The sequence below is a fragment of the Martelella radicis genome, from assembly GCF_014196625.1.
Lineage (GTDB): Bacteria > Pseudomonadota > Alphaproteobacteria > Rhizobiales > Rhizobiaceae > Martelella > Martelella radicis.
The window spans coordinates 153,493-171,811 of record NZ_JACIDZ010000008.1 but is presented as its reverse complement, the minus strand read 5'-3'; the positions used below and the strand labels follow the sequence as shown (position 1 = coordinate 171,811).

Sequence of the window (18,319 nt, the reverse complement as noted above, 5' to 3'; positions counted from 1 at the left end):
CCGCGCGGCAGGATTTGCGCTTTTGCAATCCGCTGCTATCGTTGCGGCGTAATGGTGATCGTTCAAACGCGGCGTTTCTGACGCCCTGCGGATCGGGAGAAGAGTGTGAGCGAAAATTCAGGGCCGGGCGCCACGTCAAGGCTTGCCATCAATGTCGAGCGCTATCCGGCGACATCGCGCATCCTGCACTGGCTGATCGCCGTTCTGGTGCTTCTGACATGGCCGCTCGGCATGGTCATCAAATTCGTGAAGAACGAGGTCTCGCTCGATTTCTACATGATCCATGAAAGCCTCGGCTTTCTGGTGCTCTGGCTGATGCTATTGAGGGTCGGCAACCGGCTTCTGACGCGAAAGCCCGAAGAAGACGGACCACGGATCGAGCGGATCGCCGCAGCCTCCGTCCACGGGCTCTTCTACCTCTTTCTGATCATCATGCCGCTCAGCGGATTTCTCGCCACAAACGCCCATGGCTTTCCCTTCAGCTGGTTCGGCGTGCTGCCGATCTGGAGTCCGATCGGCAAGGCGCCTGACATCGCCTGGACGCTTTCGGGCATCCATCTGGCAAGCGCGTGGATCCTCGCCGTCCTTTTTGTGCTCCATTTGGGCGCGGTGCTGATGCATCATGTGATCCGCCGCGACTTTACTCTTTACCGGATCCTTTAGGGCATGCGGACAGTCGATATGAGCGATGCCGCCTGGGCGCCTCTGCTTGCCATGCGAGATGGCGTTGCTGCATCAGACGACAATCCGGCAATGGCGCTTTACGGCAGAATTGCCGGCGCGCGCGGATCATTCGTGCTTGCCCAGGTCGGTCAATCGCTCGACGGGCGGATCGCAACGGCCGCCGGCGATGCCAAGGATATTTCCGGACCGGACGGTCTTGCCCATCTGCACCGCTGCCGGGCGCTGGTCGATGCCGTCATCGTTGGCCTCAACACGGTCAAGGCCGACAATCCGCGTCTTTCCGTGCGGCTTGTCGACGGACCGTCACCAGTTCGCGTGGTGATCGATTGTCATGGTGGACTTGAGGGCAGCGAGGGCCTGTTTCACGACGGCGGCACGCCGGTGATCGTGATCGAGAGCACGGCCGCCGCCGAACGCGCTCTGCCGAACGCCACGATCCTGCGCCTGCCGCTCTCCGAGAACGGCCTCGCGACCGCCGCCATCGTCAGCGCGCTTGCTGATCGTGGCCTCAGCCGCCTTCTCGTGGAAGGCGGATCACGCACAATTGCCCGCTTCATCGAGGAAGGTCAGGTCGACCGGCTGCATGTCGCGATCTCGCCGCTGATCATCGGCGCAGGACCAAGCGGCATCAACCTTCCTCCGATTGCCCGCCTTGCCGACGCTCTGCGTCCGCCGGCAGATGTCTACAGCCTCGGCAGCGATATCCTGTTTGATTGCGCGCTTTCAGGAAGGCAGGGCGAGTAGATCGGCATGGCCCACCGTGCACAGGCTGCCGGGCTCTTCCATCACCGCGAGACGGAAGGCGATCCAGTCCTCGATATCGCCCGATGTCAGCCCGCCGATTTCTTGAAGCGGCTGACGGAAGCCCTCTATGAAGGCGCGTTGAAGAGCCGCGTTTTCCCCTGAGAGACGCCAGGAACTGTCCGCCGTTGAAACTCGAAAGCCGCGACCCGAGAAGAGCGAGGCAAGCCGCCCGGCAGCCGCCGGGCCAAGCGCGACGCCAAACCCCTTGTCGGTCTGCTGATGCCGGTTGAAGGCGGCAACCACCACGTCATCCAGCGGATGGGACAACGACCATACGATCCGGCCATCGTAATTGAGCGCGGCATAAAGTCCGACAGACCGGTCGGCAAGCTTTCCGGCGAAAGCAGCCGAGAAGGCCTCCGAGCAAAGGTCGAACAATGCCGAAGCGCTTACCATGGCGGCCTCTTGAAGCGGCAACCCGCCAAGATCGTTCAGATCCAGCCTCTGGAAGGAGATATGCGCCGCGCCCCCGCTTCGTCGTTCCGCCTCGTCCAGCAGCAGCGGATCATTATCGGCCAGCAACCATCTGGCGTCTGGGGGCATGACATCCGACAGGCTTCTGAGCGTCGAGCCGGTTCCGCAACCGATATCGATGATGAGCGGCGAGCTGATCCGCCCAATATGCCCGGTGAACTCATCCATCAGGCCCCGGTCACGGGCGGCCCTGTCGGCCGGTTCGCGCAGGGTGAGCCAGTCGGCGTCGAAGCTCATGCGATCTCCTTCAGCATTTTCGAAACGGTCCGGCCAGTCTCATGCCAGTCGTGAAGCCTGGCGCCCGCCTCTCGCGCACCGGCTGCCTTCAGGCGCCGCAGATCCGGGTTCGAAAGAAAGTTCCGCAAGGCCTCGGCAAAGGCTGCGGCATCATCTACTGGCACCAGCACGCCGGCACTTTCCGGCACCACGTCGGGCACCGCGCCCGCGCGGCAGGCGACAACGGGAAGTCCGCATGCAAGGGCCTCGGCGAAGACCATGCCATACCCCTCATAGCGGCTGGCAAGGGCAAACAGATCGGCTCCGGCGTAAAGCGGGCGGGTGTCATCGACCGCGCCCGAAAGCGTGATCCGATCGGCAAGTCCCGCCTCGCCGATCTGCCGTTCTATCGTCTTCGACGTTGCGGGATCCAGATCGCGGCTTCCGGCAATCGTTGCTGTCCAGTCGAGGTCTTCGACCATCTTCAGCGCGGCAACGAGAATGCCGTGGCCCTTGCGCGGGGTCAGCGAGCCGATGGACAGGATATGCGGCTTCCCGCCGCTTCCCCTGGCCTCAGGTGCCGGATCGGTTCCCGGAACGGCGACCGTGATCCTCTCTGGCGCAACGGCAAAACCGGCCGTCAGTTCCCGCGCGGTTTCCGGCGAGGTGACGACGACATGGCGGGCATGTTCCAGAGCGCGGGTCTCGCTCTTGCGCAAGATCTCCGACCGCTCCGGCGAGAGCCCGGTCTCGAGCGCGAGCGGATGATGCACCAGCGCGACCAGTTCGAGCCGCCCGCCTTCCCGCGCGGCAAAGCCGTCGAGAATACCGAAGGCAAGGCCGTCGATCATCACCAGCGCGCCATCGGGAAGCGCTGACAGCGCCGCTTCCGCCCTGTCCGTGGCAACCGCATCCGCATCGGGAAAACCGTCGCCGAGCGGCAGGAGATCGACCTGCCATCCCTCGTCCTCAAGCGCTGCGATCAGCCGCCGATCATAGCCGTAGCCGCCGGTGCGAAGCGCAAGGTTGCCGGGATAGGCGAAGACCAGCCTCAAAGCTCAGCCTCATACCAGCCGCGTGCGGCGTGGCTTTCGTGCAGGGTGACGCGGATCTTGCAGATCCTGTTGCTGCCCGGCCCGAGCCGGCCCTCGGCAACAGCCTCGGCCAGCCGGTCGAAGATATATTTGGCGATCACCTCCGTCGTGGTCACCTTGCCCTTGAAAGCCTCAAGCTCGTCGAGGTTCTGGTAATTGAGCGGTTTCAGCACCTCGCCCAGAACCGTGGTCGCGGCGCCGATATCGACCGCCAGCCCGTCCTCATCCAGATCGGCCGTGAAGAAGGCCGCATCGGTCACGAAAGTCGCGCCATGCATGGCCTGAGCCGGACCGAAGACCGGGCGGGGAAGGGAATGGGCGATCATGATGTGATCGCGAACCTCGACTGCAAACATTTAGGCTTTTCCTCAGTAGCGAATGCGGTGGCAGAGTGTGTCGGGCGAGGACAGTATGCCGGGATAGGCGGCCTCGATCTCCTCAAATGAAGTGTCGCCCGAAATCAGCGCGTCAAGGCGGTCATCGGCAAGAAGTTGAAGTGCCTTCCCCATGCGCCGCGCGAATGTCCAGCGCGCGCGATGATTTGCGGGAAGCGAGCCGACCTGCGAGCTGACAATTTCGAGCCTCTGTGCATGAAACGCACCGCCGAGCGGAATGGAGGCCTTGCCCGAACCATGCCAGCTTGCCTCAACGATCCGCGCCTGCTTGCCGGCAGCCTCGATCGCCGTCGCGAGCGCCTTGTCCGAGCCGGAAACATTGATGGCCACGTCGAAAGGCCCTTCATATCGGCTGGCGCTGAAGGAGAGGCCCAGCCGCTCCCCCAGTGTCGCGCGCTTCGCGTTGGGATCAATCAGCGTGGTCTCGGTGGCCGGAATGGATGCCGCCAGAAAGGCGACGAGCGCACCGACCGTGCCCGCGCCGAAGACGGCGACCGTATCGCCCGGCTGAATGCCAGCATCCCAGACAATGTTGAGCGCGGTCTCCATATTGGCGGCGAGAACCGCGCGCGCCGGCGGCAGACCGCTGGGCAAGGGCGAGAGCATCGCGGCGGGAGCCACGAACCAGTCCTGATGCGGGTGAAGGCAGAAGACGTGCCTTCCAATCAGCTCCTCCGGGCCTTCCCGCACTCGACCTACAGCGGCGTAGCCGTATTTCACCGGAAAGGAGAAATCACCCGCCATGTTGGGCCCGCGCATGCGCTGCCGCTCGCTGTCGGGCACCTTGCCGGAGAAAACGAGGTTTTCGGTTCCCCGGCTGATTCCGGAAAAAAGCGTTTCGACGAGCGCCTCGTCTGCGCCGGGGCCTGCAAGATCCTCACTCAGTAGAGCGCAGCGCCCGGCCTCGGGAAACCACAAGGCCCTCGCCTCAAGTCGTGCGCCCGACCTGTTCGTCGATGCATTTTTCGACAATTCCTTCTCCCTGCCGCACTGGAATTTCTGTCGCCCCAAGACGTCAACGACGCGATCTTTGTTCCGGATCACGCGAAGTTGCGCTTCAATTCCTGTTTTTTCTGCAGCAGACTGAACCACTTGGGAAGAGGAAACGTTCTCTAGTACAGACATTCGGATAGTCCGGATCGCCCGTGACCGCCTTTTGGCCGGCGAAAGGGCAGACAAGCCGCACGGAGGAGATTGCCATGAAGAACGAGCAATGTTTCGACTTTCAATCCGTCTCGCCTCAAATGGAGGTGGAGCGTGCGGTCGCGGAATTGCGCTTTGGCCGTCCCGTGATCATGCGCGACTGCGACCGGCGGATCGCAACGCTCGCGCTCGACTGCGTCTCGCCCTCTCTGTTCGACCAGTTTGCCCGCGCCACTGACAACCGTCACAGCCTCTACCTGACGGAAGAGCGCGCCGGCAGGCTTGGCATCGGCACCGTTTGCGGCATTGCCGTACCGCTTGCGGGCAGAAGCTTCGATGATGCCTCGCGCCTTGCCTATGCGCTTGGCGCTGAAAGGCCCGTGCTCTGGGAGGCCGCCGACCCGCTTGTGGCGGCCACGGCGGAGCTGGCGCGACTGGCCCTGTTGCTGCCCGCCATGGTGGCCCATGAGATCGATGCCGACGACAATCGCTTTGCCGCCTGTCAGAGCCTTGACGTAGCGCAACTGAAGGCGAGCATCATCGCGCGGCAGCATTTCCAGCAGGTAGTGCGCACGCGCGTCCCGCTCAAGGACATCGGCGATGCTGACTTCGCCGTCTTCCGTGGCGGGCTGGCGCAGAAAGATCAGATCGCCATCATTGTCGGCAATCCGGACCTGTCCCGTCCCGTCCCGGCTCGAATCCATTCATCCTGCATCACTGGCGACCTCTGCGGATCGTTGAAATGCGATTGCGGCGACCAGCTCAGAAACGGCCTTGCCCAACTGAAGGCCGCAGGCGGCGGGGTTCTGGTCTATCTCGATCAGGAGGGACGGGGCACCGGCATCGGAGCCAAGATGCGGGCTTACGGTTACCAGCACCAGGGTCTGGACACGATCGACGCCGATGCGGAGCTCGGGCTTGCAAGCGACCACCGCCGGTACGAGGCGGCCGCCGCCATGCTTGGCCTTCTCGGAATTTCCCGTGTCATCCTTCACACCAACAATCCGACCAAGATTGACGGATTGCGCGCAAACGGCATTGATGTAGCAGGCCATGTCCGCGTGACCGGCACGGTGACGCCCGACAATGTGAACTATCTGAGAACCAAGACCTTGCGCGCCGGCCATACGCTGGAACTCGAAAAACTGATTGCCGCCGGATAGAGGACGCATGAGCACGCTTGAGCCGCCGACCACCGGGCGAACATCATTACGCAGATTCCGTATGGCCGCTCAGTCAAGCGACCACGGCACGGCGCTATCTCGGGAGCATCGTCTCCTGAAGAGCACGCTGCCAACGCTCTTGGCCGTTTACCTTGTTTCGCTTGCGGCCTTCGCGACGCTGGCCACGCTGCTTGAAACGGGACCGGATGCCGTGATTGCTGCGGCACTGCTGCTGCTTGCCGTCTTCGCACTGGTTGTCCGCGCGCTGCCCGGACACCCTCATGCGCGCTTCGGCGCGGCCAATATCATCACCGCCATCCGGGCGGCCATGGCGAGTTTTATCGGCGCGGCGATACTGTTCGGCAACCTTGCCGATCTGGCGGAGCTTTACACCCTTTTCCTTCTCGTCATCGTCGCGCTCGCCCTTGACGGCGTGGATGGCTATCTGGCCCGGCGCACCGGTCTTCAGTCTGCGCTCGGCACGCGCTTCGACATGGAAATCGATGCATTCCTGATCCTGCTGCTTTCGCTAGCGGCGTTCCTGCTTGGAAAGGCCGGCGTCTGGGTGCTGGCGATCGGGCTGATGCGCTACGTCTTCGTGCTGGCACAACTCGGCCTGCCCTTCCTCGAACGCCCTCTGCCGCCGTCCTTCCGGCGCAAGCTGGTCTGCGTCGTTCAGGTGGCAGCACTCTGCATCCTGCTGTTGCCGGTCATCACGCCGCCAGCCTCGACAGCGGTTGCCGCAGTCGCCCTTATTCTGATCACCTATTCTTTCGGCGTCGATATCGTCTATCTCGTCCGGCAGCGTCATCGGGCATCATGACCGCGACGGCGCCTGAGCGCTGCCGCCAGGAAGACAAGTCCCTGCGGCGCAACGCCCAGAAGCGAGAGGAGGCCGTAAAGCAGGCTTGCCGAAAGCCCCTCGGCGCTCGTCAGCCCAAAGAGCGGCCAGAGGGCCGCGGCGGCCGCCTCGCGCGTGCCCCAGCCGCCGACGCCCGCCGGGATCAGCATTGTCATCAGGCAGAGCGGAATGACCGTGATCGCGGCAACAGGCGGAAGGGGAGCGCCGGTGGCATAAGCGGCGATCATGAAGACGGCGATATAGGAGAAAACCGTCAGCATGCTCAGGCCGGACTGGATTGCGAAAGCGCCGCGCCGCCAGAAAACGGCGGCAAGGTCGGGCTTGAGGGTATCGAACCGCGCCAGAAGCCTGCCACGCGCGATCGCAAGGCCAAGAACGACCGCGACCGCCAGAATGCCGACGCAGATGAGAACAAGCCGGTAGAAGCCGGATGGCAGACGCTCGGCCAGCACGAGCGGCCAGACGAAGAGCCCGGCACCCGCCACCAGAAAGAACGCGATCTGGCCTGAGAACCGCTCCAGGACGATTGCCGCCGCCGGCCGCTTCCAGCCCTCTTGCGTGCGGGCGCGATAGGCCCTCACAGCATCACCCGCCATGCCGCCCGGCAGGGTCTGGTTGACGAAGCTGGCGATGTAGTATTCGCGAACAGCAAGCCCGGCGGAGATGGCGTGGCCAAGCCGGCCTGCCGTGAACCGCCAGCGCAGCGCCGAGAGCAGGACCTGAAGCTGCACGATGGCAAGAGCGGCGACAACAGGCCCCAGGGATACATTCTCGAATGCCGCCGCGATTTCGGCGGGGTCGACAGCGACCACCAGTCCGGCAATGATCGCCAGACAGAAGACCACAGCAAGGACACCATATGCGGACAACAGCCGCTCCCTTCGAACTCACGCGGGTTTTTAATCACCCGAAAGGCAAGTCATGATGGCTGAGCCTCCGCGTTGCAAGCAGAACCTGCCGGCGCGGCTCGTCGGCGCGGCTCTGGCCTTCTCGCTCATCGCCCTTTTCGCACTCAACCTGCCGGACCATCCGCATGCCTTCTCACTTGAGGCCTTCCTGCATTTGCCGATCGAGATCCCGCTTCTGGGCCTGGCGCTGGTTCTTCTGCCGCGCAGGGTCGCGCTCTTCGTTGCGGCACTGGCGAGCCTCGCGCTCGGCATCGTTCTCTTCCTGAGGCTTGGCGATATCGGCGTGCAGGCGGCGTTTCAGCGCCGGTTCAATCCCTATCTCGATATCAGGATCTTCGCCGATGGCTGGAACGTGTTTTCCGGCGCGGTCGGTCCGCTCGCCGCGGCCCTGGCGATTGCCTGCGCCGTCATCCTCTTTCTCGGCCTGCTGGCTCTGTTCTTCGTTTCCGCGCGGACACTTGCCGGGGTATCGGGCAAGGCGGCGCGGTGCACGGCGCTCGCCTTTGCCGGCATTCTCGCGGCCGGGCTCGTTTTATGGGGCGCCGGGGCGGCCACGGGATCGCGGGCCTATGCGGATGCCGGCGGCTCCGCCTATGTCGTCCAGCGCGTGCAGGCGGTCGCGAAGGCGATGAAGGACATGCAGCGCTTCGACCGGCTTCTTGCCGAAAGCGACCCTCTGTCCGAAACGGATAAGCTGTTCCAGGCGGTCGAGGGGCGCGACATCGTGCTGATCTTCATCGAATCCTATGGCCGAAGCGCCGTCGAGGATCCCCGTTATGCACCGCTGATTGCTCCCCGGCTGGAGGCGGTCGAGGAGGAGCTGGCAGACTCCGGTTTCGCCGCCGCCAGCGGCTGGAGCCGGTCGCCAACCATGGGCGGGTTGAGCTGGCTTGCCCATGGCACATTCCTCTCCGGCCTCTGGGTCGACAATCAGGCGCGCTACGACCGGCTGATGATGAGCGGGCGCAAGAGCCTGAACCGTCTGTTCAGGGAGAATGGCTGGCGCACCGCCGCCATCATGCCGGCGATCACCATGGACTGGCCCGAGGGCGCCTATTACGGCTATGACGCGATCTTCGCCTCGGACGATCTCGGTTACGAGGGCGAGCCCTTCAACTGGGTGACCATGCCCGACCAGTATACGCTCAAGGCCTTCGACCGACTTGTGCGCCATGCAGACGAAGACCGGCCGGTGATGGCCGAAATCGCTTTGATCTCCAGCCATGCGCCTTGGACGCCGGTTCCGAAACTGATCGACTGGGCTTATATCGGCGATGGCAGCGTTTTCAACGAGCAGGCCACAAGCGGCGACCCGCCGGCGGTCGTGTGGGCAGACCGGGAAAGGGTGCAGCGACAATATATCGAAACGATCGACTATTCGCTTCAGACCATCGGCGATTATATCGCCCGCTTCGGCGAGGATGCCGTCTTCATCGTGCTCGGCGATCACCAGCCCGCGCCGCTCGTCACCGGGCCGGATGCATCGCGCGCCGTGCCCGTCCATGTCATCAGCCGCGATGAGGGGCTTGTCGCACGGTTCGAGGCGGAGGGCTTCACCCCTGGCATGGTCCCGGCCGCCGATGCGCCCGAACCTTCCATGGACACGATGCGCGCCAGGGTGATCAACATCTTCTCGGAACCGCCTCAGCCACGATAGCGCAGCCGGTCGATCAGAAGCCGCAGCGCAGAACTCATCTGGCGGCGGCTCGAATAGCAAAGATGGAAACCATCGAAGGGTTCGCACCAGTCGGAAAGAACGCGCCGGAGCCGGCCGGCCCTGATATCCGCCGCCACTTCCGGCAGGGTAACATAGCAGATGCCGTAGCCCTCGCGCGCCGCCTGAACACAGAACTCCGCCTCGTTGAACAGAAGCGGGCCGGAGACCTTGCGCACGATTTCCTCGCCTTTTCGCTCGAACTCCCAGTCGTAGGCCGCACTGGTCGCGCCGAAACGCATGACAATGCAATCGTGGCGGTCGAGATCTGCGGGATGAAGCGGTACGCCGCGCTGTTCGAGATAGGTGGGCGCAGCGACGGCAGCCATCTCGACGGCCGGGCCGACGGGAACGGCGATCAGGTCCGGGCCTACCATCTCCGCCAGCCTGACGGCCGCGTCAAAGCGGCCTTCGGCCAGATCGGCAAGCCTGCTGTTCGTGTTGATCTCGACCTGGATATCGGGATAGTCGCGCACCAGTTCCATGATCACCGGCCACAGGATGAAGCGCACCGCCGTGGCGGAGGCCGTCAGCCGCACCAGCCCGCTCGGCGTATCGCCCATGGAACGCAGTTCCTCAATGCGGGTTTCGATCTGTTCGAGGCCGGGTCTCAGCGCGCCGATGAGCTTTTCGCCCATATCCGTGGTCGAAACACTCCGAGAGGTGCGGTTCAGTACGCGAAAGCCAAGTGAGGCTTCGAGCCGCCTGATGGTGTGGCTGACGGCCGATTGCGAGACCCCGAGCCGGTTTGCCGCACGGGTGAAGTTCCCCTCCTCCGCGACGGTCATGAACACCGTCAGATCACCCAGTTCGTCACGCCGCATGTTTTCTCCGCTGGTTCGCTGGTTCGAGGCATGAAGCATAACGGGGAAAAACGCCGCCATCCATGAATTTCGCTCATTTGAGCAATGACGAAAATGACATGGTTCAAGAGAACGACAGGCCCTAGTTTCAGCCACATCACATTCCGGAGCCTAGATGAGCCAGACCGACGAAGCCAAAGATGCCGTCCGCCACGACACCGTCGCCCACCCCATGAGCGCGGTGTTCTCGATGACGCTGTGCGTCGCGATGCTGATCGCCTCCGAATTCATGCCGGTGAGCCTTCTGACCCCGATGGCGGAAGGCCTTGGCGCGACGGCCGGGCAAACGGGCCAGGCCGTGTCCGTTTCGGGTCTATTTGCCGTTGCCGCCAGCCTGTTGACGGCAACCGTTGCAGGGCGGATCGACCGCAAGATCGTGCTGCTTGTGATGACGACGCTGATGCTGGTCTCGCTGGTGATGGTGGCGCTGGCGCCGAATTTTGCCGTGCTGATGACCGCGCGTGCCCTGCTCGGGATCACCATCGGCGGTTTCTGGTCGCTGGCGACAGCCGTGCTGATGCGGCTTGTGGCGCCGGCGAAGGTGCCGCAGGCGCTTGCCATCATGTATACGGGCCAGGCGCTGGCCGCCGCCTTCGCCGCACCGATCGGCAGCTATCTCGGCGGACTGATCGGCTGGCGCGGGGTTTTCTGGGTGCTGGTGCCGCTCGTCGTCATCAACCTCTTCTGGCAGGCCATCGCCCTTCCCGCGCTTCCCGCCCGCAGCCGACTGACCTTTTCCAATCTGCTCGGCGTGCTGTTCCGGCCCTATTTCCTGCGCGCGCTCGGCGCGATCGTCTTCACCTGGGGCTCGGCGTTCACGATGTTCACCTATCTGCGGCCGTTTCTCGAAGGGGTCACGGGCGTCGGTGTGACGACGCTTTCGATCCTCCTGCTTGTCCTGGGTTGCGCCGGTTTCATCGGCACCTGGCTTGCGGGCAGGCTTGCCGGCGACCATGTAGGCCGCCTGCTTGTCGCCCCGCCTCTGGTCATGGGTGCGGTCACGCTCGGACTTCTGGCCTTCGGCCATTCGCTTGTTCTGGTCGCCGTTCTTCTGGCGGTCTGGGGCGCGATGAACACGGCCGTCTCGATCATCTGGATGGCCTGGCTGTCGCAGAATGTCGACGATGCGCCGGAGGCGGCCGGCAGCCTGATGGTTGCCGCCATCCAGGCCTCGATCCTGCTCGGGGCACTCATCGGCGGGCTGCTGCTCGATGCGTTCGGCATCGGCGCCACCTTTGCCGGCAGTATCGTAATGGCGCTCGCCGCCATCCTCTTCGTGGGCAGCGGCCGCTCGCTGCTCAAGCACTGAAACCATTAAAGGAGAAGACCATGCTTGGAACCGTGATGCATGCCCCCGGCGATGTCCGTTACGAGACCGTCGACGATCCGAAGATCCTCAAACCGACCGACGCCATCATCAGGCTCTCGGCCACCTGCATCTGTGGCTCCGACCTCTGGCCCTATCGCGGCGCACAGCCGCTTGATGAGCCGATGGCGATGGGGCACGAATATTGCGGCGTTGTCGAAGAGGTCGGCAGCGAGGTGAGGAATGTGAGGCCCGGCCAGTTCGTCGTCGGCTCCTTCGTTCTGTCCGACAACACCTGCCCGCATTGCCGCTTCGGCTATCCGTCTTCCTGCGAACAGCGCGAATTCATGACCGGTGCCCAGGCGCCCTATGCCCGCGTTCCGCTGGCAGACGGCACGCTGGTCGCCACTGAAAACATGCCGACCAACGACCAGATCCCGCATATGCTGGCCGTTTCCGACGTTCTCGGCACCGGCTATTACGCAGCCGAAGCCGCCGGCGTGAAGGAAGGCTCAACCGCCGTCGTCGTCGGTGACGGCGCCGTTGGCCTGATGGGCGTGCTTTCGGCAAAACTGATGGGCGCCGAACGCATCATCGCCATGAGCCGCCATGAAAGCCGGCAGAAGCTGGCCCTCGAATTCGGCGCGACCGATATCGTCGAGACCCGTGGCGAGGAAGGCGTTGCCGCAATCAAGGAGATGACCAATGGCGTCGGCGCCGATGCCGTGCTCGAATGCGTGGGCATGCAGGAGAGCATGGATCAGGCGCTTGGCTGCGCGCGTCCGGGCGGCGCCGTCGGCTTTGTCGGCGTGCCGCATGGCGTGACCATTGCCGGCGACGGCCTTTTCTTCCATCAAAAGCGCCTGTTCGGCGGTCCGGCCCCGGTGCGCCGTTACTTGCCGAAGCTGATGGACATGGTGCTGAAGAGCGAGATGCAGCCCGGCAAGGTGTTTGACCTGGAACTGCCGATTGATCAGGTCGCCGAAGGCTACAAGGCCATGGACGAGCGCCGCGCCATCAAGACGCTGCTGCGCGTTTGAGGCAACAGCCTTCCCCAGTTCAGTAGGCTGCATTGAAACCCGATCTCCCCCCTTGAGGGGGAGATGCCCGACAGGGCAGAGGGGGGTGAAGCGCCCCAACATGCACTGCGCCAGAGGAACGGCCATGTACCCCCCTCTGTCGCTTTCGCGACATCTCCCCCTCAAGGGGGGAGATTGTTGGCGGCAGAGACTTCGAACCAGATAAATGTCCTTCAAAATGCCGAGCCGCCATAAAGTAAGAGACTCGAGTTGCGAGTCCAACTCATATAGGCCTCTCAGCCGATCAGCCGCGCCGTGTAGATCTCCGTTGCCGGCAGCGGCAAAAGCCGATCGGACATTTCACGCTTCAGCGCCTCGTGACGCTCAACCTCTTCTGCCGTCTTGTCCTTCTTGCCGCCGAGGCGGACGAATTCTTCCAGCACATGGCCGGGCTTGATGACGGCTTCCGCCGTCTTTCCACGATAGGAAAAGCGGAACAGATAAGGCCCAGGCGGATCGGTGATCACGTCCTTGCCGCCCAGCGGACGGAAGACGGCCAGCCTGTTTTCCGTCAGCGCCCGCGTCACCATTTCCAACGCATCGCGCCCGCCAGGGCCTGTGAAGGCGGTCAGCACCGAGATTTCGCGGCGCTCCGGCGGCGCGTTATCCAGCAGCGGAAAGGCCGCCTGCATGGCCTTCAACCCATGGACTACGCCGCCGGGAAAACCGCCGCCGTGATAAGCCATGATGTCATTGAAGGAAAAGGTGAGGTCGCGGCCGCCTTCGCGGACCGTGATCGTGTCATGCATCGAGAAAACCCTTCAGATTGGGAATGAACCGGTCGAGAAAGCGCGTCGTTGCCGGCATGAAATGCGAACCGTGATGGAACATCGGATCAAGCGAGGAGATGATCATGCGTCCTCGCGTCGAGACCTCGTCGATATAGAAGATCGCGCGACCCTCGCCATCGCGTACCAGAACCTCCGCGCCCCTTGGCGGCGAAAACCATCCGTGAAGATGCCAGGTGACGTCGCGATCGGCGATGCCCGCCATCAGTTCGTGGTCGGGATTTGAAATCCGAACGCCGAGGTCGGCGCCGGGCTCCAGCCACCACCACCAGTTTGTCGGCGTCTGGGTGAAGGCCACATTCGGCAGCCAGAGATGGGACAGGCTTTCCCCGAGCGCGATCACCGTGCCGCCGGCGGAAAGGTGCCGATTGACGACCTCCCTTTGCGCGATCATGCGCTGCGCAGGGGTGCGACAAGGCACCCACAGCGTATCATCCGGCCGCAAAGCCTCGCCGAGCGCTTCCGGGCTTGTGATCACGTCAATCATTTCGCGGTAGCAGGGGCCTTCAAGGCTGCGGATATGGTAGTAGCAACCCGAAGAGGGCATCACCAGACGCCGTTTGACCTGCGGGGCGGTTTTGAAGCCGGGATACTCCTCTGCATCCGCCAGGCGCTCCCGATAGCACTTGCCGATCCCGCTCGCCGTGACCGGATCGGCGCATTCGCCGCCATCGGCCCAGGCGATGATCCGCGCGGCAAGCGTTGCCGGCAGGTCCCATTCGCGTCCCATCGTGGAGAGGTCGTTGCCTGCATGGCTGAAGATGCGACCGCCTTCCGGCCTTACCCAGACCCAGTCGACCGGCACGGCTTCCGGCCCGAGACCATTGACGATGACGGCGTCTTCCGGAGGCGGGTTGCAGCCGCGACCGTAGAAACCGGCGACGCCCTTGTTGGTCTCGAGCTTTTTCAGGTCGATGCCGTCGAAGATCGGGTGGGCATTGACGGCGGCCAGATCGAAATCCGCCCGTCTTGGCTCGGCGATCGGCCGATACTGTGCCATGCCGGCGACCAGCGGGCGCAGCATGTGCCCGTTGAAGAACCAGCGCCCGCCGCGATCGAGAAAGGCCCGGAGCGCCGCCGTAAGGTCCAGCATTTCATTCTGGTCAAGCTGGTTGCTGGTTATCAGGCCACCATGGCCGGCGAGATGTTCCGCGCGGAGATCTGCCTGCGCCACGATGGTCAAAAGCCCTTCGGCTTCCGCATCGCGAAACGTCCTGGACGGGCCTTCAAAGGCCGATTTGACATAGAGAACACTCATGAAAACTCCCTTCCGGCAAAGGCCGGTATCACCGCCTTGCGGCTACCGCCGGCCGGGCCCGCCATATCCACCCAGCGCATGTCGACGCCGTAAAGCCGCGCCAACGCCTCCGGCACGATCATCTCCTCGACCGGGCCGTGTATCTCGTGTCCGCCCGGCATCATCAGCAGCACGTCATCGGCGGCGGCCAGCGCATGGTTCGGATCATGGGTGGTGAACAGGATCGCCTTGTCGCGCCGCTCGCGCAGCATGTTCAGAAGATCGAGCGTCTTCGATTGGTTGCCGAGATCGAGCGCCGATGTCGGTTCGTCGAAGACGAGTGCGGGCGAGCCGGTGGCAAGCGCCCGGGCAATCAGGATCATCTGCCGCTGACCGCCCGACATGCGGTCATAGCGATGGCCCGACAGATGGGTAGCTCCCACGATTTCAAGCGCCTCTTGCGCCGCCTCGATATCGTCTCTGCCCGGCTGGCCGAAGAGCCCGATCTGGGCAGCGTGGCCCATGACCACCACGTCGAGGCCGGAGAGCTTTGCCTGCGAGGCGCCGTGCTGAGGCACATAGCCGGCGATTTTCGGCGCGGTCCGTGTTCCGCCGGCAAGTGGCTGGAAACCGAGAAGCGCGCGCAAAAGCATCGTCTTGCCGCGCCCGTTCGGGCCGAGGATCGCCATGGTGCGCCCGACCGGCACCTCGAAGCTTACATCGCGGAAGATGACGTTGTGACCGAAGGCGACGCTGGCGTTTTCTAGTCCGATCATGGCTGGTTGGCCTTCGAAAAATGCCGGCGCAGAAGAAGACCGAAGACCGGCGCGCCGATCAGCGCCGTCAGCACGCCGAGCGGAATTTCGGCGGAGGTCAGCGTGCGCGCCAGCGTGTCGACGAAGGTGAGATAGGCGGCCCCCAGAATGGCCGAGGCGGGGATCAGCACGCGGTGATCCTCGCCCACCAGAATGCGCGCGGCATGGGGAATAACGAGGCCGATCCAGCCGATGATTCCGGCGATCGCCACCGAGGTCGCCGTCATCAGCGCCGTGGCGATGAAGATGAACCAGCGTTCGCGGTCCGGATTGACGCCGAGCGAACGCGCTTCGGTATCTTCCAGCGCCAGAAGATTGAGCCGGTAGCGAAAGAGCCAGATGGCGACGATGCCGACGGCGAGCCCCGGAAGCCCGAGCCAGAAGCGCGCCCAGGTCGCGGTCGAAAACGAGCCCATCAGCCAGTAGACGATCGCCGGCAACGAGGTATTGGGGTCGGCAACGAACTGCACCACCGAGACAAGCGCGGAGAACAGCGCGCCGACCACCATGCCGGAGAGAATGACGGTGACGATCTCGGTGCGCCCGTTGATGCGCGCCAGAAGCCCGACGATGACGAGGGCTGCAAGGCCGAAGATGAAGGCCAGGCCTAAAAGCGTGACCCCGGCATAGCCGAGCAGAATGGCAAGCGCGCCACCAAAGGCAGCCCCCTGGCTGATGCCGAGCACCTGTTGCGAGACCAGCGGATTGCGGAACACACCCTGAAGTGCTGCGCCGCCGACAGCCAACGCCGCACCGGAAACGGCGGCGATCAGAACGCGCGGCATGCGCACCAGCAGCACGATCCGCTCGTCAATATTCTCAAGCGGCGCAGTGGGTGCCGCGATCCAGGCAAGGATGATCTCGGCGATCCGGCCGGGCGAGACGGAAAACCGCCCGGCGCCGATGGCAAAGATCAGGGCCGCGAAAAGTGCTGCAAAAAGGCCGACGAAGACGCCGGCCCGCAGAGCGCCGGACCCGCCATGAAGGCGGGCGCCGGCTGTCACATCGCTCATGACTTGGCCTTGAACTGATCGTAATTGGCAGCGCCCTCATTGAGGTCGGTCCAGAGAATGCCGTCGATGTCCTCTTCGGTCAGATCGTAATCGTAGATCTTTGCGTAGGCATCCTTCATCTCTGCGCGCAGGTCATAGTCGAAGACATCCGGGTGCAGGAGCTCGGCGAGCCACATCCAGGTCAGCGGGCTTTCCGTGTTCGGCGGGTCCCAGCGATAGCCGCCGAGCGGCATGCGGTAGACCTTGTGGTTCTGCGCCGCATTGGTGAGCGACAGGATCGGGTCCTCATAGATGCGCTCGGGCGAAATATCGCTCTCGAAATTGTTGAGCAGGATGACGTCCGGGTTCCAGGCGGCGATCTGTTCGGGATTGATGGTCACGCCATTGGCTTCGAGATCGGCAGACGCGCTCTTGCCGCCGGTCAGTTCGATGTACCAGGTGTTGTAATTGTTCTTCGCACCCGACGCCTTCAGCGTCTCCTGGGCGCGCAGAAGGTAAAGCACCTTCGGCTTGTCGGCCTCGTCAATGGCGGTGGCCTTGTCGGCGATATCGCTGGCGACCTCTTCGCGCCATTCGATCAGCGGACCGATGCGGTCGTCGCGGCCCATGGCAACGGCCGACATGGTCATGTATTCGCGCGCCTTTTCCTCCGTGCCGTAGGAGATCAGCATGGTCGTCAGCCCGGCATTGGTGATCGGATCGACCAGATCATTGCCGCGATCGGCCCACTGGATGACGAGATCGGGATTGGTCGCTGCCAGTTCCTCGACATTGGGAATGAAGTTCGGCGCGGTGATGTCGGAGGGGATGTCCTTGGCCTCCGGGTAGATCTTGCCGAGAATGCCGTCAAGCACGGCCTGTTTGGCAACCGGGTTCATGCCGACCTGCTTTTCGACGCCGCCATCGATCGCGATCAGCGTCGAGGCCATCGGCATCGGGATGGAGGCGACGCGCTCGGCGGGCTTTTCCAGAACCACCTCCCTGCCGGCCTGGTCGGTGATTTCGATCGGATCGGCATGGACAGCGCTTGCGCCGGCCAGGATGAGGGAAGCGATGCCGAGCGGCATGACGGTCTTCATGAAAAGCTCCTTTGACAAATGGCAGGTAGGAACTTTTATATTAACGTGATTTTTTTGGTCAAGTTTTATTGCAACCGCAGCGCTATTTGGTCGCAGGGCGGCGCGATTGATCCGGCGCCCCGACGCATTCGGTGTTCTGGAAGTTCACATTGTCTAGGACAAATGCCCCGCGCTAGCGCGGGCGCTTTTCCGCATGAAGCTCGCCCGTCGCCAGCACCGGAGAGGCGTCGATTCCCTCGGCATCCAGCATGGTGGCAACGCGCTCAAGCGAGGCAATGAGCTGAGCCTGCTCCCAGTCCTTCAGCGATTCGAACGCTTGCACGTAGCGCTGCTGGAGGGCATCCGGCGCGCTTTCGACCATGGCGCGACCGGCATCGGTGACGGTGACATTGGTCTGGCGCCGGTCGGTCTTCGACGGCACCCGCTCCACCATGCCGCGCGTGACAAGCTTGTCGACCAGCGTGGTGACGGAGGCCTGGCGGATGCCCATCTGGGTTGCCAGCGCCTTCGGCGTCACGCTGCCGCGCTCCTCCACGATCTGCAGCACGCGCAACTGCGCCGGCGTCAGCCGGGCCGACTGCGCCAGATCGCGTTCATAATTTTCTGTGGCGCGGAGAATCCGCCTGAGTGCGATCAGGCTCTGATCAACGCGGTCAACGGGTGTCGTCGTCATGTCTCTATT

19 protein-coding genes are annotated in these 18,319 nt (G+C 63.5%); 7 read left to right on the top strand and 12 right to left on the bottom strand.

Annotated features, from left to right (window positions below):
- Nucleotides 1-105: 105 nt before the first annotated feature.
- Together GGR30_RS13175 and GGR30_RS13170 are read left to right on the top strand one after the other, a co-directional pair.
- On the top strand, nt 106-663 hold the full coding sequence (locus GGR30_RS13175) for a cytochrome b/b6 domain-containing protein (RefSeq protein WP_183486984.1): 558 nt from the start codon (nt 106-108) through the stop codon (nt 661-663).
- Nucleotides 664-666: 3 nt separating this feature from the next.
- Nucleotides 667-1,428 carry a RibD family protein gene (locus GGR30_RS13170; protein ID WP_183486982.1) on the top strand — a complete coding sequence of 254 codons (762 nt, stop codon included), beginning with the start codon at nt 667-669 and terminating at the stop codon, nt 1,426-1,428.
- Here the strand turns inward: GGR30_RS13170 and GGR30_RS13165 are convergent.
- The 4 genes from GGR30_RS13165 to GGR30_RS13150 are packed head-to-tail and all read right to left on the bottom strand — an operon-like array spanning nt 1,408 to nt 4,639.
- A complete protein-coding gene (locus tag GGR30_RS13165) occupies nt 1,408-2,199 on the bottom strand; it encodes a methyltransferase domain-containing protein (protein ID WP_183486980.1) in 792 nt (263 codons plus the stop codon). The two genes, GGR30_RS13170 and GGR30_RS13165, sit on opposite strands and share 21 nt — an antisense overlap.
- Entirely contained in the window at nt 2,196-3,233 is a 1,038-nt protein-coding gene (locus GGR30_RS13160; RefSeq protein ID WP_183486978.1) for a glycosyltransferase family 4 protein, read from the bottom strand. Before GGR30_RS13160 ends, GGR30_RS13165 begins: the two co-directional genes overlap by 4 nt.
- A complete protein-coding gene (locus tag GGR30_RS13155; protein ID WP_183486976.1) occupies nt 3,230-3,628 on the bottom strand; it encodes a 6-pyruvoyl trahydropterin synthase family protein in 399 nt (132 codons plus the stop codon). The genes GGR30_RS13160 and GGR30_RS13155 overlap by 4 nt, the downstream gene beginning before the upstream one ends.
- A 12-nt stretch (nt 3,629-3,640) precedes the next feature.
- A complete protein-coding gene (locus GGR30_RS13150) occupies nt 3,641-4,639 on the bottom strand; it encodes a zinc-dependent alcohol dehydrogenase (RefSeq protein WP_183486975.1) in 999 nt (332 codons plus the stop codon).
- Between the two features lie 227 nt (nt 4,640-4,866).
- Between GGR30_RS13150 and ribA the strand changes: the two genes are divergently transcribed.
- Nucleotides 4,867-5,973, top strand: coding sequence for a GTP cyclohydrolase II RibA (gene ribA / locus GGR30_RS13145; RefSeq protein ID WP_246413839.1), 1,107 nt, complete (start codon nt 4,867-4,869; stop codon nt 5,971-5,973).
- Between the two features lie 61 nt (nt 5,974-6,034).
- A complete protein-coding gene (locus GGR30_RS13140) occupies nt 6,035-6,796 on the top strand; it encodes a CDP-alcohol phosphatidyltransferase family protein (protein ID WP_183486974.1) in 762 nt (253 codons plus the stop codon).
- Here GGR30_RS13140 and GGR30_RS13135 read toward each other — a convergent pair.
- The gene (locus GGR30_RS13135) at nt 6,781-7,704 is read right to left on the bottom strand and encodes a lysylphosphatidylglycerol synthase transmembrane domain-containing protein (protein ID WP_183486973.1); all 924 of its coding nucleotides are present in this window, start codon (nt 7,702-7,704) and stop codon (nt 6,781-6,783) included. The genes GGR30_RS13140 and GGR30_RS13135 overlap by 16 nt on opposite strands.
- 52 nt (nt 7,705-7,756) lie before the next feature.
- Here GGR30_RS13135 and GGR30_RS13130 point away from each other — a divergent pair, with 52 nt between their 5' ends.
- Nucleotides 7,757-9,400: a sulfatase-like hydrolase/transferase gene (locus GGR30_RS13130; protein ID WP_183486972.1), complete on the top strand. Its 1,644-nt coding sequence runs from the start codon at nt 7,757-7,759 to the stop codon at nt 9,398-9,400.
- On the opposite strand, the gene GGR30_RS13125 is transcribed toward GGR30_RS13130, so the two are convergent.
- Nucleotides 9,388-10,281: a LysR family transcriptional regulator gene (locus GGR30_RS13125; protein WP_183486971.1), complete on the bottom strand. Its 894-nt coding sequence runs from the start codon at nt 10,279-10,281 to the stop codon at nt 9,388-9,390. The genes GGR30_RS13130 and GGR30_RS13125 overlap by 13 nt on opposite strands.
- Nucleotides 10,282-10,435: 154 nt before the next feature.
- Here GGR30_RS13125 and GGR30_RS13120 point away from each other — a divergent pair, with 154 nt between their 5' ends.
- Both GGR30_RS13120 and GGR30_RS13115 read left to right on the top strand, forming a co-directional pair.
- Nucleotides 10,436-11,629 carry an MFS transporter gene (locus GGR30_RS13120; RefSeq protein WP_246413836.1) on the top strand — a complete coding sequence of 398 codons (1,194 nt, stop codon included), beginning with the start codon at nt 10,436-10,438 and terminating at the stop codon, nt 11,627-11,629.
- Between the two features lie 20 nt (nt 11,630-11,649).
- Nucleotides 11,650-12,666, top strand: a complete 1,017-nt coding sequence (locus GGR30_RS13115) for a zinc-dependent alcohol dehydrogenase family protein (RefSeq protein WP_183486970.1) — start codon at nt 11,650-11,652, stop codon at nt 12,664-12,666.
- Nucleotides 12,667-12,941: 275 nt separating this feature from the next.
- Here GGR30_RS13115 and GGR30_RS13110 read toward each other — a convergent pair whose 3' ends face one another.
- The 6 genes from GGR30_RS13110 to GGR30_RS13085 all read right to left on the bottom strand — a co-directional run bounded on the left by GGR30_RS13110 (nt 12,942) and on the right by GGR30_RS13085 (nt 18,310).
- Nucleotides 12,942-13,454 carry a hypothetical protein gene (locus GGR30_RS13110; protein ID WP_183486968.1) on the bottom strand — a complete coding sequence of 171 codons (513 nt, stop codon included), beginning with the start codon at nt 13,452-13,454 and terminating at the stop codon, nt 12,942-12,944.
- Nucleotides 13,447-14,751 carry a hypothetical protein gene (locus GGR30_RS13105; RefSeq protein ID WP_183486967.1) on the bottom strand — a complete coding sequence of 435 codons (1,305 nt, stop codon included), beginning with the start codon at nt 14,749-14,751 and terminating at the stop codon, nt 13,447-13,449. The genes GGR30_RS13110 and GGR30_RS13105 overlap by 8 nt, the downstream gene beginning before the upstream one ends.
- On the bottom strand, nt 14,748-15,506 hold the full coding sequence (locus GGR30_RS13100; RefSeq protein WP_183486966.1) for an ABC transporter ATP-binding protein: 759 nt from the start codon (nt 15,504-15,506) through the stop codon (nt 14,748-14,750). The genes GGR30_RS13105 and GGR30_RS13100 overlap by 4 nt, the downstream gene beginning before the upstream one ends.
- Entirely contained in the window at nt 15,503-16,558 is a 1,056-nt protein-coding gene (locus GGR30_RS13095; protein ID WP_183486965.1) for a FecCD family ABC transporter permease, read from the bottom strand. The genes GGR30_RS13100 and GGR30_RS13095 overlap by 4 nt, the downstream gene beginning before the upstream one ends.
- Entirely contained in the window at nt 16,555-17,637 is a 1,083-nt protein-coding gene (locus GGR30_RS13090) for an ABC transporter substrate-binding protein (RefSeq protein WP_183486964.1), read from the bottom strand. The genes GGR30_RS13095 and GGR30_RS13090 overlap by 4 nt, the downstream gene beginning before the upstream one ends.
- 172 nt (nt 17,638-17,809) lie before the next feature.
- A complete protein-coding gene (locus GGR30_RS13085; RefSeq protein ID WP_138746704.1) occupies nt 17,810-18,310 on the bottom strand; it encodes a MarR family winged helix-turn-helix transcriptional regulator in 501 nt (166 codons plus the stop codon).
- Nucleotides 18,311-18,319: the final 9 nt, after the last annotated feature.